Source organism: Shewanella sp. ALD9 (assembly GCF_002836315.1).
Taxonomy (GTDB): Bacteria; Pseudomonadota; Gammaproteobacteria; order Enterobacterales; family Shewanellaceae; genus Shewanella.
Genome location: NZ_PJCD01000042.1, coordinates 304,176 through 322,165, shown reverse-complemented (window position 1 = coordinate 322,165; position 17,990 = coordinate 304,176). Strand labels below are relative to the sequence as shown.

The following is a 17,990-nucleotide window of genomic DNA, read 5'->3' as shown; positions in this document are numbered from 1 at the left end:
GAGATAAATAATGAAATCTGTCGTTATATTTGGGGCTGGCATTGCCGGATTAAGCGCCGCACATGAGCTGGCCGAACTGGGGTATCTTGTTTCAGTTTATGAAACGGCTGATGAGCCGGGAGGATTCTTCAGAAGTTCACGCCTTAGTCACGACAATATACCGACCGAGTATTCTTGGCACGGCATGGGACCTTGGTACCATAATGTTTTTGATTTGATGAAAAAAATTCCATTCAATGAAGAGGGCAGCGTTTATGATTTGGCCCTGTCTCGGCCCATTGATTTTGGCATATTCCCTGATGCTGGTCAGGCGCAATTTTACGATGAGGGATTTAAAAGTATTAACAAGATGTTTGGCATGAGCAATTGGGAGTTTACCAGAGCGTGCTATTTAATGTTAAAGACTTGGACCTCAAATCATCGAAGCCATGTGGTATATGCCAAGGTGAATGCGGCTCAAGCTTGGAAACCTATGCTTAGCGTGCAAAGTTATAACGCGTGGCGTTCTTGTTTCGGTCCTTGGATTGGCTCTGATTGGTCCAACGTGTCACTGCACACCGCAGGGGATTTTTTTAGAAAGCAATTTACGACAAAGCCCGCGCACCAGCATAAATCTGATCAAGATGGACCCGCATGGCAGCAAGGTGCCGGAGACGGTTGGCTGCTCCTAAAAGGGCCCAGTAGTGAATACTGGTTCAATCCTTGGGTTAAACACCTTGAACACAAGGGCGTGAAATTCTATTGGCAGAAACCGCTCACCAAATTAGTGTTCGACGGCAGCAAAATAGTCTCCGCTTTTGTCGGTGATGAGGAGATCAAAGGCGATATTTATGTTGTGGCCATCAATCCTTACTTGATGGTTGATATTTTAAGTAAAACTCCCGCGCTTGAGCGCCAAGAAGAATTAAAATTGTTTACACCGCTTGTTCAAGACGGCCCACACACTCAAGTCTCTTTTCGGTTAGCATTTTCAGACGAAATCAAACTTCCTCGAAAGCGGACTGCAGCGGTGATCAGTGATTCAGAATTTAATTTGACCGTGTTCGCCGAAGAACAAGTTTGGGACAAGGATGTGGATTTGGGGCAAAACATCAAATCTCTTTGGACTGGCACGTCTTGTATTGGCGGCTTCCCTGGGAGGATATTCCATAAGCCCGTCAATCTCTGCACCAAAGAAGAATTTATCGAAGAAGTGAAGGCTCAAATCTTGAGTTGCGGTGCACTAAATCAATTGATTAAACAAGCGAATGACGGCAAAGAGTTGAAAGATTTTACAATTGAAAAAGTTGAAGTGTGGCATGAATGGCACTTTTCCCGTGATGGAATAACGCCGCTACAGCCAAAGTGGGTAAACACCACCAACACTCAAGCATTTATGCCATCTCAAAAAACGCCAGTGTTTAATCTATTCTTGGCCGGAGCCCACACTAAGACTCAGGCTCAAGTCTGGAGTATTGAAGGTGCTGTTGAAAGTGGCAGAAGAGCGGCCAAAGCGATAGATAAACGAGTTAACGTATTGGATCAATATCGACCCAGATGGATTAAATTGTTATCGAAAATCGATGACATCTTGTATCTAATTAAAGCACCGCAGCTTCTAGATTCTGTGGTTTTATGTATCGTTTTATTGCTTATTTTGTGGTTTTTGATCTGATCATATCTTGATTGATCTTAGCGCTATCCAGAAGGGATGAGCGACATTAAAAGTGCCATAACATCAATATCGGCCCTAATAGGTCTCACAACGACAAAGGAGTTTAACCATGAACAAGAAAGAAGCTTACCAAAAAAAACTACAGGCACAATTAGACCAGTGGAGCGCAGAGATCGATAAGCTCAAGGCCATAGCTGATCACGCGGAGGCCGATGCACAAATTGAGTACTACAAACAAATCGAGGAACTGCGAACGATGCAAAAATCGGCCAACAGCAAACTTACCGAACTTAAGGAATCGAGTGACGGTGCATGGGAGGAGCTCAAGGCAGGTATGGATGGTGCGTGGAACTCGCTTGGCAATTCGCTGAAGTCGGCTACCTCCAGATTCAAATAAACAGCATGGTCATTGCGCCAAATAGGCGCACTATAAATTAGCACAGGAGTGCAACATGGACATTATTAGTTTACTCATATTTTTGGGAATAGGCGCTTTGGCAGGGTGGCTTGCAGGCAACATAATAAAGGGCGGAGGATTTGGTGTCATAGGCAATATTATTGTAGGAGTTGTTGGTGCTGTAGTAGGTGGTTTTATATTTAGCTTACTCGGCATATCAACAGGCGGTTTATTAGGCTCTACCATTATGGCTACTATAGGCGCTGTTATTTTGTTATTCATAATTAGTTTGGTTAAGAAGAAAGCCTAGTTCCTTAAGCACGACGATACATGTTGAAAATTCAAATTAGGAGTGGCCACATGATTAAGTTAAGACAGTTTTGGGGGAATCTGCAATCGAGCTTTTGGTTCATGCCTTCACTGATGGTCGCTGTCAGTATGACCTTAGCGGTTGTGTTGATCGAAGTAGAGTCTGCCGGTTTAAACCAATGGCTAATTCAGTGGCCACGACTGTTTGGGGTCGGTGCAGAAGGCGCTCGCCAGATGTTGTCCACCTTGGCTGGTTCGATGATGACTGTAATGGGGATCACCTTCTCCATGACACTGCTGGCCCTAGTGCTTGCGTCGGGCCAGTACACCTCTCGCATTTTGAGGAACTTCATGCGTAACAGTGTCACGCAAGCAACACTGGGGGTTTTTGCGAGCATTTTCGCTTATTGTCTTATAGTCTTACGCACCATTCGTGGCAGTGGTGGTGGTGATGAATTTGTGCCCAGTCTTGCGGTATTTTTTGCCTTTGTGATGTCGCTTGGTGGTGTGGGGGTCCTTATCTATTTTATTCATCATATTGCCTTGTCTATCCAGGCATCAAGCATCATTGCTTCGGTCGCTCAGGAAACCAATGCTGCCATAGATAAGTTGCTGCCGATAAAACCGGATGAGGAACTTGATGAAGATGAAATGCGACACCCGATACTAAAGTCTCTGGATGAGCGGGTCTGGTATCCCGTGCCGGCAGCTCGCAGTGGTTACGTTTTAGGCGTGAACAACAATACATTAATTTGCTTGGCGAGTGACAACAGAACCATAGTGCGTATGGAGCAAGGCATCGGCTCGTTCATTGTCCAAGATACGGCTCTGGTGTCGCTAGCTCTTACTTACCCGCCAGAGCAGAAACTCATTGATGCTTTGAATACAGCTTACAGTATTGGTAGCCATCGCACAGTGGATCAGGATCCTACTTTCGGTATTCGACAGATTGTGGATATGGCCATAAAAGCGCTGTCCCCCGGGGTTAACGACACTTCAACGGCAGTGATGTGCGTGGATTATCTCACCTCGATTATGGCTCGATTGGCCAGTCGGCAATTTCCGCCATTGTACCATTATGAGGGAGACACTCTGCGAATGGTGGCGATGGTTCCGAGCTTTGATAGTCTATTGGCCGATGCTTTCGACCAGATTCGAAGTAGCGCTGAAAAGAATCTTGCGATACTGGTACGCATGCTCGGTGCCTTCGAGACCATCGGAAGTTTAACGATCTGTCCGAGCCGCTTGAGAGCACTTGACCAACAGTTGCAGTTGATTGCAGAGTTGACCGCTCGCTGCTTTGAATCTAGTTATGATCGCGCGCGGCTCGAAATGCGACTGTCCAAGGTGCGTGAATCGTTGGACGGTCAGTTTGCATTGAGCGCATTAGTTGGGAAAGATTAGTTTTATGCAAATTAGACGGATACTTGGGGCTGTTGATCTTTCAAGGTTGGTTTTGCAGCGAATTGTTGCTCATTTGTACAAGGCAGAGACTTTTTATTCTACATAAAAAGTCGATAACGCAGTAAAAATGACCAACAAACGCTGCCCAAAGGGGTCGGCTAAAAACGTTTTACTCTTTGTTGAGAAAATCTTCATTAAGCGAGTAGTGTTTAGATTGCTAGGCAGCAATCCACTCGCCTCGATTAAAACGCTTTTATCTCGAACAAAATTTAACCAGCAAAGATCAACAGACCCTAGCATACAAGATTCATTTTTTTGTTGACCAATTCGCTAGCTTTTCCTGGGTATAGATCCAACGCACTCTATTTCTAATCTCATCGTTCACTATAACTCGTATAATTTTGCTATCCGCAAACGCAAAACATTCTTTCAAAACTCGATAACGATACATAGAAGCCCGACCAATATGATATTGGCAAAGCGATATTACAGTGATAATGGACGGCGACGGAGGCGGTTAGTCACTAGTCAGGCTCTGCAAGGCATTGGTGATTTCACTCATCCGCGCCGCCGTGACTTTACCATGAACCTGCGATATCAGATTACCGTTCTTATCCAAAACAACAATGACCGCCTCTTCGCTATCAGAGGGCACACCCAACGCGCTTTCCATGATCTGTGAGTTGAGAATCCAGGTTTGATCGTGATAGCGCTGCGGCACTTGTTCTTTGGCTCGGCCAATGACATCTTCTTCCGACATAAAGAAGGGTAAATTGACAGCCAATACGTCGCGAACCCGATATTTACTATGATCTATCTCTGAGCGCAATGTGTTAACCCACTCCCGAGTGGATATTGCGGCATTGCGAGACGGCGTAAGTATGAGCAGTGTCGGTTGACCTATCAGTTTGTTACTGTCAACTTTTTCGCCGCTAAGCGCCGTCGCTGTAAATGACGGCCATGGTCCATCGCCTGCAGTAGCAGACGGCCCACATAGGGTTAGTATCGCAAGTAGGGTCAGTTCAGTAACGCGTCGGGATGTTGAGCCCCAAAGTGTTGTCGGTATCATTGGTCTGGTTAGCATAGTATTCCTCCGCTCAGTAGTAGGGGTGCGAACAAGCAGGCCAAGCCAGATCCAAATACAGAAGTCGCAGCATTCAGTGAAACTCCTTCATAAATCATCTTGGCTCTCATGTCTGACGAGTAAGCATCACACATACAATATGCGATTGACGACATTTCATCTGTTCGCTAGCGAACTTTCTGCCAGCCAATGACCCTATTAGATCTGCAGGCATCATTTGTGGGTATGTGTTCTAACGAACAGACCAGCTAAATGCCAGCGCGCAAGCTGTAGTTCTCAGGACTTGCCGCAATGATCTTTTCCTCGGGTTCGGCAGGATTCATCCTCATCATACATAACAGGATATCTAGCTTATGCTTTTCGAAACGTTTTCTAACCGCTCGCTGCAGCTATCCAATCGCATGGTAATGGCGCCGTTAACACGCAGTCGGGCTACGCCTGAGCACACGCCTAACGCGCTGATGGCAACGTACTACGGCCAACGTGCGACGGCTGGACTGATTATTACCGAGGGCACTTCGCCCAGCCCGAACGGACTGGGCTACCCACGCATCCCCGGTCTTTTCGATAGCACGCAGATGAATGCATGGAAGGCAAGCACATCAGCGGTACACGCCAAAGGCGGTAAAATCTTCTTACAGTTGATGCACTGCGGTCGAGTCGCGCATGTCGACAACTTGCCAACAGGTGCCGAAATACTCGGGCCAGATGCCGCGGCATGTCCCGGCGAGATGTATACCGACACCCTAGGGATGCAGCCCCATAGTACGCCCCGCAAAATGACCGAGGCCGACATCGCTCATGTGATAAATGAGTATGTGACGTCAGCGAAGCTCGCGCTGGAGGCAGGTTTCGACGGTGTCGAAATACACGGCGCCAACGGCTACTTAATCGAGCAGTTTTTGAATCCGCTGATCAACCTACGCACTGACGGTTACGGCGGCAGCATTGAAGGCCGCAACCGACTCGCGCTGGAGATTGTGCGTGCGACAGTGGCAGCCATCGGCAACGATCGGGTTGGTATCCGGCTCTCTCCTTACGGTGTGTTCAATGGCACCGGCGCATTCCCCGACATAGAGACGCAGTACCTGGCATTGACTAAGGCACTTTCCTCACAGGGGCTTCTCTACATCCACTTGGCTGATCATTCATCCATGGGGGCACCAACGGTACCCGCAGACTTTAAGCTTAAGCTGCGCGCTGGTTTCGATGGTCTGTTCATTCTGTCTGGAGGGTTTGATCATCAAAGCGCTGAACAGGCGTTACGCGATAAATATGGCGACCTGGTAGCCTTTGGCCGTCCGTTTTTGGCTAACCCTGATCTCGTCGCTCGGATGCGCCAAGATGCAACGCTCAACACGGCAGACGAAGCGACTTTTTACGTACCTGGCGCCAAGGGTTATACCGACTATCCAACTCTCGCGACTTCTCCAGAGCGTTAACGCCAAAAGTTATCGCCGAGGTAGCACAATTCAGTAGAAGCTTGCTGCGTCCATAAGACCAAATTGAAACAGGATTTCACTATGACTTACAAAAGCATTAATCCCAATAACGGAACAATATTGAAGACCTTTGATGAAATCAGTGATGCACAGCTTGAGATCAAGCTTGCCACTGCGCATGCCTGTTACCAGACATGGAAAAACACCAGCTATAAGCAACGCGCCGCTATTATGGCCAAGGCTGCAGAACTTCTGCATGCGCATACTGATGACTATGCCAAGCTGGCAACACTGGAGATGGGCAAGCGAATTGATGAAGCCCGTGGCGAAGTCAATTTCAGTGGTAAAATCCTCAGCTATTATGCAGACCACGCAGAAGCGTTTTTAGCTCCAGAGCAACTTGACCCGGAACATGGCGAAGCCCATATGGAAAGCAGCCCGATAGGCGTGATTTTCTGCGTCGAGCCGTGGAACTTTCCCTTTTATCAACTTGCTCGTGTCGTAGGCCCGCAACTGATGGCGGGCAATGTTTTGGTGGTGAAACATGCCAGCAATGTACCCCAATGTGCTATTGCCTTTGAGCAGTTGTTGATTGATGCGGGCGCACCTGAGGGGTTGTACACAAATCTGCTGGTTTCGCACCAACAGTCTAACCAGATTATCGACGACCCGCGCGTCAAGGGCGTGGCACTGACAGGTGGTTTTGCCGCTGGCAGAAGCGTTGCCGCCCGAGCAGGGCAAAACCTCAAACCCTCGTCGATGGAGCTCGGTGGCAGTGATGCCTTTATCGTGCTTGATGACGCTGATCTCGACAACACTATTCCCTGGGCTGTTTGGGGCCGTATGTACAACCAGGGACAAACCTGCTGTGCTGCTAAACGCTTTATTGTGCTCGATTCGATTGCTGACAAATTCATCGAAAAGTTTCAAACCGCGCTTGAACTTCAGCAACCTGGCGATCCGATGGACGAAACAACGACCAAGGGACCGATGTCGCAAGTAGCCGCTCTGGTTAATATTTTGAAGCAGGTCGATGATGCTGTAGCCCATGGTGCTAAGGTGTTAATGGGCGGCAAGCGTATCGACTGCCCGGGCTCTTTCATGCAGACCACGATACTGACCAACATTGCGCCAGGCAACCCTGCTTATCGCACTGAGTTCTTCGGCCCAGTTGCGTTGATTTTTCGGGTCAAGGACGAAGCCGCGGCCATAGCGCTTGCCAACGATTCTGACTTCGGACTTGGTGGATCTGTGTTTACCGAAGATGCCGCTCGTGGCAAACGCGTCGCCAGTCAGATTGATACCGGTATGATGTTCATCAACAATATTGATTGGACCGATGCCGCGCTTCCGTTCGGCGGCGTTAAAGATTCCGGTTATGGCCGCGAACTCGGCGAAATGGGCATTCAGCAGTTCGTTAATAAGAAGCTGGTTCGCACCATTTCGATGGCAGCACCGGTGTAACGGTTGCACAGCTAGGGGCTAGCAAACTGAAAATATTAATATTTCACAAGCAATACCCTATATGGCAACGGCATAAGATGGCGAACGAGCTTAGTTATCTAAGATAGCGACATAGTTATCGAGAGTTTAACTAAATCGATGGGTTAGGTGGCTGTAGTTTGAAAATGCTGTGGTTTGACAATGCTATGGTTTGACGATGCTGTGGTTTAACAATGCTGAGTTTGAATGAAATTAATTCATAGCACTTTAAGCGTCTAGCTGTGAAGCCGATTAATCTTGCTTGGGAGGATATAGAAAGGGCATGACGTTATTGTTTTTAATGTTTGGGATGATTTGTTATAAACGACAAGATGGCCAAATATACCATGTCAAGCCACCAATGAGGGGTAGCTTGGCATAGATGATTTAGTTAATAGATGATTTAGTTAATAGATAATTTAGTTAATAGATGATTAGTTAATAGGTTTCTAGTCTATCGGTTTCTGTTTTTACCACGGCATAACATTCGCAGCACAGCGTTTCGAGTTTTTGTCTGTTGGTCACGGTAATTTGACCGCGCTTATAGTTGATTACCCCAAGTTTTTGCAGTTTACCGGCGGCTTCAGTTACGCCTTCTCGTCTGACGCCTAACATGTTGGCGATCAACTCTTGGGTCATTGTGAGATTGTTGCTAGCCAGTCTATCAAGTGATAGCAGCAGCCAACGACAAAGTTGCTGGTCGATAGAATGGTGCCTGTTACATATTGCCGTTTGCGCCATTTGTGCCATCAGTGCTTGAGTGTAACGTAACAACAGTTCGCGAAGGTTTTGATTGTCGTTAAATTCATCGAACAATATCGATGCGGACAATTTATAGGCTCGGCCTGCGCTTTGAACTATGGCGCGATTTATGGTGCTTTCTCCCCCCATAAACACGGCAATACCCACTAAACCTTCATTGCCGACAACAGATATTTCTGCCGATGCGCCATCTTCGAGAACATTCAGTAAAGAGACAATACTATCAATGGGGAAATAGACATTTTCAAGGTTTTGACCAGCTTCATAAATAACTTTACCTAAGGGCAGTTTTATTATCTTTAACTGTGGAAATAAGCGCTGTTTTGTCGCTTCAGGTAATGCTTTAAGTAATGCGTTCTCATTTGGGTCAATCATTGATAACCTTTCAATATATTAAAGTGAGACATTCACTACTCGCCATGATCTTTCTTATGCTATTGATTTTATTCAATATTGCATAATATTTAAGTGATCTTGTTATCAATATAACAGAGTTTGTTGAATCGAGAGGGTTAAAATGCCTTGTTTAGCGTGATTTGCGATCACAGCAGGCGAGTGGAACCATTATTTTTGGTTCAAAAGGCATTGCATGTTGAGTTGTATTTATGAGTTGTATTTATACTCATCGACAGGATATTTAGTTGGGGGGGGGAGATAGTAAAAAGACCTTTGCAAAGCTGCGTTTCGCTCATAGGAAAGAGACTAAACAACGGCCTACAGCGATTACGTTTAGGCCGCAAGTCAGCTGCTAAGGCTGCAGTTTTGTGAAGATGGATGGCATAAAAGGGCTGAGCAGCAAAGTGATTGCAAAAGCCATTTTTCTAGTGGCTATACATTCGGCTTTTGCCGCCGGAGTTAGTTAAGTTTATGTGCTTTAAGCTTATGTGCAGTCTGATGCAAGATGCATTTAACATCTGATTTTTCGTCGACCTAAACTCACATGTTGAAGTGCTTTGACTGATATTTACAATTTAATCATTTTGAATATCATCAAGCGCCTGACGAACTTCATCCAAAATTAATCTGTTTGCCACTTTTTCATCGATATCGGGAACATCCCATCCAAAAATAGCGCGATATTTCTTAATCAAATTGTTGACGTCTTCGATGATATCGCTGCGATGGGCCGCTAACTCTAATTTTTCTATGTCAGTCATGCTCGTTCACCTTAAAAGTTTATAGATAACTCCAGATTAAACTATTATTCATGCTCCATCGGTGCGACACCGAACAGATTGAATAGAAAATTTGGTGCAAGCTGATAGATATCCACTCTATTAGGAAAGCAATGATTTATTGTTTGCCATCTTTAATCTGGAGCAAATACATCATGTTACATACATTGAATGATTTACAAAATTTATCTATTCACGCCTCTGATGGCGATATTGGATTAACCAAAGATTTTTATTTTGATGACAAGCATTGGGTGATCCGATATTTGGTAGTCGAAACGGGTTCTTGGTTATCAAGCAAAAAAATATTGCTTTCACCCATATCAATCAAAGAATTTAATCAGGAACAAAAGACGCTTGCTGTCACAATCTCAAGAGAGCAGGTAAAAAACAGCCCTGACATCGATAGCGAGAAACCAGTCTCTAGGCAGCATGAGGTCGATCATATGGAATATTATGGTTACTCACAATACTGGGGTAACACTGGTATTTGGGGAAGTGAGCCCAGTCCAAACATGATGGCACCTGGTTATTATAGTGTCGCGCCAAAGCCAGATAACTTAGATAACCCAGAGATGTCCGCAGATGTTGAGGCAGCACTATCACGGGATAATGATCATCATCTACGCAGCAGTCATGCCGTGGCGGGTTATCACCTTGATGCCATAGACGGTGAATTGGGTCATTTGCAAGGTATGTTAATAGATATCGACACTTGGGCTATTCGTTATTTGATTATTAACACCAGTAATTGGTGGTTGGGTCATCTGGTTTTGATTGCGCCCAAATCGATTAAAGAGGTGAGTTGGCCTACCTCTAAAATTTATGTTGATATGACGCAGCAGCAAGTGAAAGATGCTCCCACATACGATCCATCAGTGCCTTTCGATCTTGAACATGAGCAAAATCTGCATACTCATTATGGCCATAATGATGGATAACATTATTACCTCTCTATGAGGTGTTTGGCTGTCGTGTTTAGGTTGTTTGTTTAAAAAGTGTTCTTGGAGTAAATTATCTATTTCAATATGAAAATATAGTCAATATCAGTTAGTCATTGCAGTTTTTTCTTCTTGAAATTGCTGCAATCAATTGAAAATAGTAGACTAATTTAATATTTAAGACGATGACTTTGAACCCAAGGGGTACCCATTATAAAAACAAGCTATCTGTTTTCAACATTTAACGATAAAACTTTATCAGACATGATGAAGCTTTTTTGTGTTGATGAAAGACTCCCATCAGATTCATTAGACCATTACACAAGAACCTCGCGGGCCTGAGACACACAGACCTTTAAATACTCTTCAAACGTGTCGACTAAATTAAGCGTTTCGATGAAGCTTAAATGGTGGCTGGATTTACTTTAATGAATGAAAGATAAACACTCATGCAGGCGCTTTGGATTAGGTTGTTGCTTAAAATTGGCTGGCAATTTTGTTTTGATACAGTCAAGGGCTTGCTAATATCATGTGCACTCTATACTCGACATCTTGTTTCATACTTTCTGATTCGAATCCCGCGCGGGCACGAAATACATAGCCCTGTCGAATATCAAACATAAGCTTTGCACGTGCTAATGATGGAAAATTGGCAGGTAAAACACCTCTTGCTTTTTCTAGCTCAAAGCGTCGCGATAATCGCGCATCGGTATCTAATACTGCTCTTTGTAATAGTTCTTGTGCTCCCTCGACCTCGCCAGCACTTGTGGCAACGCTGGAACTGAGAAAGCAGCCTTTTGCGCCGCTACCATTTGCAGTACTGTAATCAATCACTGCAATCATGAACGAGCGGACAGCTTGGTTAATATCGGGTTCTGTTTCAAAGGCTACTAATGGTGCGCATGCATCAATTGTGGCGTAGCAGTTTATAGCTTCTAAATAGAGTTTACGTTTGTCACCAAAAACCGAGTAAAGGCTAGGGCTGTTAATACCCATTGCTTGGGTTAAATCTTTAATGGAGGCGGCATCATATCCTTGTTTCCAGAAAACATGCATGGCGGACAAAAGCGCTTCGCTACGATCAAAAGCGCGTGGCCTACCAGCCTTATTTTGAATCATATCGGATACCTCAACGCTGTGGATTTAATGATTTATTTTAGTATCAAATGATACATAATTCAATTAATTAAAACCCATTAACCTCGGTAAGGTAATGATTATGCTCTAGGAAGTTGTCTATATTGGCAATATAATTTTGTAACGATCACTATGAAATATTGACACCTTGGCATTATTTTGTTTTTATAATATTCACTACAAAACATTGGAATAAACATGAACTCATCTAAATTAGTAGCAGGACAAACCTTTCCAGACATCACTCTAGCGCTGCTTGGTGGTGGTGAAATTAATCTTACGGCTGTTCCGGCAGAGGGCTGCGATTGGCGTATGGTGGTTGTTTATCGGGGTAAGCACTGTCCCATTTGTACTCAATATCTATCGACGTTGAACGAGCTGTTGCCTGAATTCAAGAAGTTAGGTGTTGATGTTGTAGCTGTATCCGCCGATCCCATAGAAAAAGCGATGGCTCAAATGGAGCTGGTTAAGCCTTTATTTGATGTGGCGTACGGCTTAAGTATTGAACAAATGCAACAAATCGGGGTGTATATTTCAAATCCTCGCTCGCCGGAAGAAACTGACCGACCTTTTGCCGAACCCGGATTGTTTATTATTAATGATAAAAAACAGGCACAAATTATTGATATATCGAATGTTCCTTTCTCTCGCCCAGAGCTGAAGTCAATGATTATGGGTTTAGGTTTTATCCGTAATCCACAAAACAATTACCCAATAAGAGGAACCTACAAATAAAAAATCATGGCCCTCTACATGAAGAAGTACGGCAACTAATTGTGTAGTGACATGGTATTTTAGCCACCTAAATAGAGGTAATATTATTGCCTCGTACATGACTTTAGGTGAGCAAATGAAATCAAATACCAGAAGCACACCATAATACCGTTGCTGTAGCGGTATATTATGGCGTGCTATCTTTTGGCAAGTGGATACTGCGGTGAAAGCAGGCCGTTGTGGTTTTATTTTCATAACGTTCATTCATCAATGGCGGTATCGTTATGTGTTACAACGCTTATAAATCGATTTCGACGATGCTTATTTCATTTAAATTGCTGTGTGATGATTGTTTTTTAGGAACCGCACAACAAAGCAATACCTCACCTTCGGTTGGAGTGACCACTGGCTTAGTTCGATAAGTGATTGATCCTTTTAGCAGTCTTACTGCGCACGTGCCGCAAGTTCCGTTACGGCAACTGAAGTTAGGCGTGAGCCCATGGTTTTCTGCTGTTTCTAAAAGTGTCGCATCATTTGCGTTCCATCTTTGTTCAAAACCAGACTTAACAAATTTGATGACGGCTTCATCGGCTTCGTTTTCTGCTGCAAGTGACTTTTTTGCTTCAAGTAACATTTTTTCTTCAAGTAACATTGATTCATTATCGATTTGGCGAATAAGTGCCGCAGGCCCGAACGCTTCGGCAAAAATACGTGCATCACGTACTCCTAAACTGCGTATTTCATCATAGAGTGCTTGCATAAACGCAGGTGGACCACATAAGTAAAAATCATAATCGTCTAGTGCTAATATTTGCCGAAGTGTATCGGCGGTAATGTGGTCGATTGCATTAAAATCAATGCCTATTTTTTCCTGCTCACTAGGTTGAGTGATAATTGAATAATATCGAATTTTACCATTAGATTTTATTTCAGCATCACGGAAGTTTTGTGTAAAAGCGCGTTGTTGGGTCGTTTTAGCGGCGTGTAATATGGTCAATGGTCTTAAATGACGGGTACGCTCAGCTTCATTTAGGATATGCGAGGTCATCGCAATCATTGGCGTAATCCCTACGCCTGCGCCGATTAATACGGCCGGGCGCTTTTCTGCTGCATCAATATAAAAATTACCCGAAGGAGCTTTAGCTTCAATAACATCGCCGATGCGCACATTATCGTGTAAGCATTGCGAAATAGTGCCATTAGCTTCTCGTTTAACTGAAATGCGGTAATACATGTCGTCTGGTGTTGATGATACGGTATAAGTTCTTATCACGGCTGTGTTTGCATTGGGTGGGGTAAGACGCACCGTTAAAAACTGCCCCGCTTTTGAAGACACTAACGGGGTGTTGTCTTTTGGTTCTAAATAAAATGAACGAATAACACTACTCTCATTTTCAATACGTTTGACTGTATAAGATAACCAAGATTCTCTTGTGGCTTCAGCTGCCAGTGAAGCATGTGCTTGTTCCCAATCACCAGCCATTAAAGTATTTGGTGAATACGCAGTAAACGATGCGCGAAAGGGTAGTGCATTCCTTAATGTCACTCCGTGGCTGAGAGTGAAACGCCATGCTCGTTCAGCACCTTTAAAAGCGCTGACTTCTGGAGTGTCTTCCCATAATAATTCGACAGTGCCGGTTAACATAAATAAGTCACCAGTCGAAAAGTCGATAAATACCAAGCCTGCTTTAGGGTTAACCAAAAAGTTACCGAGAGTGTTAAAAAAATTGTTGCCTGAATAATCAGGAATAGTCAGTGTATTGCCGTCTACTTTCACAAAACCAGGCCGTCCTCCACGGTGTGAAATGTCGACACCTTCATGTTCTGGGTGTTCTTTAGCTGGCACATAACTGGACACAAAAAAGGTATCAGCATCACGGATTATCTTACTAACATCATGACTCAATACCGTAAATTCTTCTATGTTAGAGGCTGGATTAGTGACGTGAGATTGTTTATTAAATTGAATACTGCGGCTTTGTATATATTGCGGACAATTGCCAAAAGATTGATCGACAGATATTGAAAAATGAGTAGGACTGATTTTATGAACCCGGCCATTTACACGATTACGACGACGAGAGTGCATTTCAATACCAAGTAACCCTAAAGGACTACCATCATTTTTTAGTTGTGGCGCGATAGGGTCTCCAGCTATTGCCGATGCATTAATCGTTAATGTTGTTGAGTCTGGTGATGTTATAAATCCTGGATATCCCGAAAGTATCGATGCCCAAGGCCAACCTTGTTGGTCAACACTGCCAGCAACAATAAACGGCAGTTGTTGATAAAACTCACGATGTTGTTCCGGAATGTATGGACGTATTGCGCGTTGTCCAAAACTCTCCATCACAGCGCGTTTACCAACACGATCCTGAATGTTCTGTTCACCAGGATGAAATGGCGATAAAGCTGATTTTTGATGGGTCTTATCGCGAGTTTGGTTTTGCATAATAGGCATCTCTTAGCGGGATTTCGGTGGCACTGGATATTGAATAAATCAACAGGCCCTACGACTGGCTCACAAACTCATCGGTACCAAAAATCCGCAGTGGATGTGCGAGCTGCCAAGAGCTAGTCGTCTTATGCTACTAATCCAGCTTTGGTTGCTGGCATAGCAACAAATCCTCTCAACCCTTCAATGTTTGTTAACCAGCGACGTACATTTGGGTAAGGTGCTAATGACACATCGCCTTCAGGTGCATGAGCAACGTAACTGTATATAGCAAAGTCAGCTAAGCTGATTTTATTTGCGACCAAATAATCTTGGTCGATAAGTTGTGCTTCTAATTTTGTTAACGCTTTTTCTGCTGTGGCTTTAGCAAACACCGGATCTGATGGTGAATTGAAAACATTAATTAACCTCGCTGCGCCTACGCCATAAGAGATTTCGCCCGCTGACATCGCAAGAAAACGATGCATTTCTGCTTCATGTTGCAGATCTTGAGGGATAAACGAAGGCGCATATTTACGAGCCAGATAAATGAGGATTGAAATTGAGTCGTGAACAACCGCATCACCGTCTTCAATAACAGGGACCAAACCCAAAGGGTTAAGGGTAAGAAACGGTGCTTTTTTATGCTCCCCAGCAGGAAGATCTACGTGGATAATGTTGTGCGCAATCCCCGCGACACTCGCAAATAGCTGCACGCGATGAGCATGACCTGAAAGTGGGAAACTGTGAATTTTAATGGCATTAGACATGATGTGTTCCTTTAAGGGTTGAATGATTTGTGCGTGAGAAAAGAATAAAGTTCACACGGCATAAATACAATGACCTGTTTTATTGAAACATTATCTCTATTATGGATATAATATTAATGGCTGTTATTAATGGTCATTACTCATGTGAGGATCATCTATGGATACGATTGATAGTATGCGTATTTTTGTTGCTGTAGCGGGGCAAAAATCGTTTACGGCGGGGGCAAAACAGCTAGGTATTAGTACCAATTTGGCCAGCAAGCATGTGCGACAGTTAGAGGCCCGTTTAGGTGCGCAACTTATTCATCGGACAACTAGACGTGTCACTTTGAGTGATACAGGACTCGCGTATTTTGAACGCTGCGTGTTTATAATTGATCAATTTGATGAGTTAGAAGGTTTAGTTCAAGAGCGTCAATCCGAACTTGCGGGGCCTATTCGTATTACTGCGCCAACAGGATTTGGGTCAAGGGAATTGGTAGAAGCGATTCGACCTTTTCAAATTGCACACCCTAAAGTGTCTATCAATCTGCATCTGTCCGATCAGCATGTCGATATACTTGACGAAGGTTTTGATCTCGCCATTCGTTTTGGTCCACTGCAAAATTCTACGCTTATTGCTCGTAAGTTGCTTACTATGCGATTAGTGGTGTTTGCATCACCGGAATATATCAATACACATGGTGAACCATTACATCCTAGCGATTTATCAACACATAATTGTTTATTACAATCATCGTCAGCAGATCCGGAGCATTGGGCCTTTACGGTTGCTGGCACAGAACAAAAATATCGGGTAAATGGGTCTTTTACGGCAAATTCGCCTCGGGCGGTCGCGCATATGGCCGTTGGAGGTTTAGGTATTGGTCGTTGTCCGCTGTACACCGTTGAACCCTTTCTTAAAAGTGGTGAGTTGGTATTGTTGTTTGACGATAAGATGGTTAGCGTATTTAACTTATACGCTGTATATCCTTCTGCACGTCATTTAACAGCTCGGATTAGAAAATTGATAGATCACTTAGTAACGGCGTTAGGATAATTTTATCTAAAATAATATCGTATCAGCTTAGGGCTATTGACCATTAAACCTGCATTGATGATGTTATTCGATATGTCGATGAGGTCATTGATACACTTAGAACTCAGTTTAATTCAACTGAGTATCATAATTGACTCTATTAAAAATATCTACAATCCAATCACTTAACGGCCACTCAACGCAATAGTAAATATTTGAATTGTTGCTAATTTTAAAATACTCCAGTTCGTCTTCTCGACCGCTTCGGACATTTAGTGGATTTAGATTTTTAACATTCACATAAATATAAACATTTAAAAAAGTGAGGTTTCAGGGTTGTGTGATTATTGTCCGTTATTTACGACATCTTTGAGGTGCATCAAGGTTTCATCGACACATTTGACTTAAATTTATTAGGTAAGTGTTATTTTTATTTGCTGTTATGTATCAGATTCTTTCAGCTCTACTTAGCCAAGGTGGGTTAGCAAAAAGGTAAAATAGCATCATTAATAGACCGATAATGTTTGGATTGTCCTAGCAGCCTGACGTTTTATAGGTGAATCAATATGAGTAAAGCTAAAAGTGATACCAATAAACATCGTGACAATCTCGAAGGAGACATTAAAGAGGCGGTTGAGGCAGATAAGGATATTCGGGAAACCGTTCGGTGCATTATTCTTAAAGCATTGAGTGAATGCAAATTGGACCTCAATGAGCTCTCACAGATTGCAAGCTGCGTGATTAAAGGTGCCGGTTTAGGTGCAGTTATTCATAGTCGTGATGGTCAATCCCATCAGCTCACTAAGGCGGTTGCTGGGCTTGAGGATGCCTTATGTTCTGCCGTAGAGGCATCCAAATTAGCTGTTGAAGAAGCCAGTTCGCATGTTAACACCTTTAGTAAACAAGATTTACAACGCACCATTAATGACCTTAGTGAACTTGAAGCTATGTATTTAGAGACGTTAAAAGACGTGGCAAAAGAGGCTAATGAGGCTAATGAGGCGGTATCCGTTACTTTAAATGATTTGGCTCGTCATGGTCGAGTAAGCGGTACCGCCGTCGGCCAGAAAGTAACTGAAGTTTCTACATTATTAAACCAACAATTAACTGAGCGGTTAAGCGACACTGTGGCAGCTGGAGTCGATTCTGCAGCTAAAGTAACCCGTAACCTCGCTTATGCGGCAGCAGGTTTTCTTGATGCTTTTGCACAAAAATTGGATGAGAAATCAACATCTAATTCCAACTCAAATAAGAGTCAATAATGGGT

General features: G+C 43.8%; 16 protein-coding genes. 10 read left to right on the top strand and 6 right to left on the bottom strand.

Annotated elements, in window-relative coordinates; genetic code table 11:
• Window positions 1-10 precede the first annotated feature (10 nt).
• The 4 genes from CXF88_RS19660 (at window position 11) to CXF88_RS19645 (ending at window position 3,764) form a co-directional block, all read left to right on the top strand.
• On the top strand, window positions 11-1,654 hold the full coding sequence (locus CXF88_RS19660; RefSeq protein ID WP_101088477.1) for an FAD-dependent oxidoreductase: 1,644 nt from the start codon (window positions 11-13) through the stop codon (window positions 1,652-1,654).
• A gap of 109 nt (window positions 1,655-1,763) precedes the next feature.
• Entirely contained in the window at window positions 1,764-2,051 is a 288-nt protein-coding gene (locus tag CXF88_RS19655; protein ID WP_101088476.1) for a coiled coil domain-containing protein, read from the top strand.
• A gap of 55 nt (window positions 2,052-2,106) precedes the next feature.
• Window positions 2,107-2,361 carry a GlsB/YeaQ/YmgE family stress response membrane protein gene (locus tag CXF88_RS19650; RefSeq protein WP_101088475.1) on the top strand — a complete coding sequence of 85 codons (255 nt, stop codon included), beginning with the start codon at window positions 2,107-2,109 and terminating at the stop codon, window positions 2,359-2,361.
• Between the two features lie 50 nt (window positions 2,362-2,411).
• Window positions 2,412-3,764 carry a DUF2254 domain-containing protein gene (locus CXF88_RS19645; protein ID WP_101088474.1) on the top strand — a complete coding sequence of 451 codons (1,353 nt, stop codon included), beginning with the start codon at window positions 2,412-2,414 and terminating at the stop codon, window positions 3,762-3,764.
• Between the two features lie 517 nt (window positions 3,765-4,281).
• Here the strand turns inward: CXF88_RS19645 and CXF88_RS19640 are convergent.
• Complete coding sequence (locus CXF88_RS19640; protein ID WP_101088473.1) at window positions 4,282-4,848, bottom strand: hypothetical protein; 567 nt, start codon at window positions 4,846-4,848, stop codon at window positions 4,282-4,284.
• A 353-nt stretch (window positions 4,849-5,201) separates the two neighbouring features.
• Between CXF88_RS19640 and CXF88_RS19635 the strand changes: the two genes are divergently transcribed.
• On the top strand, window positions 5,202-6,290 hold the full coding sequence (locus tag CXF88_RS19635; protein ID WP_101088472.1) for an alkene reductase: 1,089 nt from the start codon (window positions 5,202-5,204) through the stop codon (window positions 6,288-6,290).
• An 81-nt stretch (window positions 6,291-6,371) separates the two neighbouring features.
• On the top strand, window positions 6,372-7,754 hold the full coding sequence (locus tag CXF88_RS19630) for an NAD-dependent succinate-semialdehyde dehydrogenase (RefSeq protein WP_101088471.1): 1,383 nt from the start codon (window positions 6,372-6,374) through the stop codon (window positions 7,752-7,754).
• A 456-nt stretch (window positions 7,755-8,210) separates the two neighbouring features.
• On the opposite strand, the gene CXF88_RS19625 is transcribed toward CXF88_RS19630, so the two are convergent.
• Entirely contained in the window at window positions 8,211-8,909 is a 699-nt protein-coding gene (locus CXF88_RS19625; RefSeq protein ID WP_101088470.1) for a Crp/Fnr family transcriptional regulator, read from the bottom strand.
• A gap of 596 nt (window positions 8,910-9,505) precedes the next feature.
• Window positions 9,506-9,691 carry a hypothetical protein gene (locus CXF88_RS19620; protein WP_101088469.1) on the bottom strand — a complete coding sequence of 62 codons (186 nt, stop codon included), beginning with the start codon at window positions 9,689-9,691 and terminating at the stop codon, window positions 9,506-9,508.
• A 173-nt stretch (window positions 9,692-9,864) separates the two neighbouring features.
• Here CXF88_RS19620 and CXF88_RS19615 point away from each other — a divergent pair, with 173 nt between their 5' ends.
• The gene (locus CXF88_RS19615; protein WP_101088494.1) at window positions 9,865-10,650 is read left to right on the top strand and encodes a PRC-barrel domain-containing protein; all 786 of its coding nucleotides are present in this window, start codon (window positions 9,865-9,867) and stop codon (window positions 10,648-10,650) included.
• Between the two features lie 510 nt (window positions 10,651-11,160).
• On the opposite strand, the gene CXF88_RS19610 is transcribed toward CXF88_RS19615, so the two are convergent.
• The gene (locus tag CXF88_RS19610) at window positions 11,161-11,769 is read right to left on the bottom strand and encodes a TetR/AcrR family transcriptional regulator (protein WP_101088468.1); all 609 of its coding nucleotides are present in this window, start codon (window positions 11,767-11,769) and stop codon (window positions 11,161-11,163) included.
• A 216-nt stretch (window positions 11,770-11,985) separates the two neighbouring features.
• Between CXF88_RS19610 and CXF88_RS19605 the strand changes: the two genes are divergently transcribed.
• A complete protein-coding gene (locus CXF88_RS19605) occupies window positions 11,986-12,522 on the top strand; it encodes a peroxiredoxin-like family protein (protein ID WP_101088467.1) in 537 nt (178 codons plus the stop codon).
• Between the two features lie 277 nt (window positions 12,523-12,799).
• Here the strand turns inward: CXF88_RS19605 and CXF88_RS19600 are convergent, their stop codons facing one another.
• Both CXF88_RS19600 and CXF88_RS19595 read right to left on the bottom strand, forming a co-directional pair.
• Window positions 12,800-14,953 carry a pyridoxamine 5'-phosphate oxidase family protein gene (locus CXF88_RS19600; protein ID WP_101088466.1) on the bottom strand — a complete coding sequence of 718 codons (2,154 nt, stop codon included), beginning with the start codon at window positions 14,951-14,953 and terminating at the stop codon, window positions 12,800-12,802.
• A 131-nt stretch (window positions 14,954-15,084) separates the two neighbouring features.
• Complete coding sequence (locus tag CXF88_RS19595) at window positions 15,085-15,705, bottom strand: glutathione S-transferase (protein ID WP_101088465.1); 621 nt, start codon at window positions 15,703-15,705, stop codon at window positions 15,085-15,087.
• 157 nt (window positions 15,706-15,862) lie between these two features.
• Between CXF88_RS19595 and CXF88_RS19590 the strand changes: the two genes are divergently transcribed.
• Window positions 15,863-16,744, top strand: a complete 882-nt coding sequence (locus CXF88_RS19590) for a LysR family transcriptional regulator (protein WP_101088464.1) — start codon at window positions 15,863-15,865, stop codon at window positions 16,742-16,744.
• Between the two features lie 545 nt (window positions 16,745-17,289).
• Window positions 17,290-17,985, top strand: coding sequence for a DUF6781 family protein (locus CXF88_RS19585; protein ID WP_101088463.1), 696 nt, complete (start codon window positions 17,290-17,292; stop codon window positions 17,983-17,985).
• Window positions 17,986-17,990 lie beyond the last annotated feature (5 nt).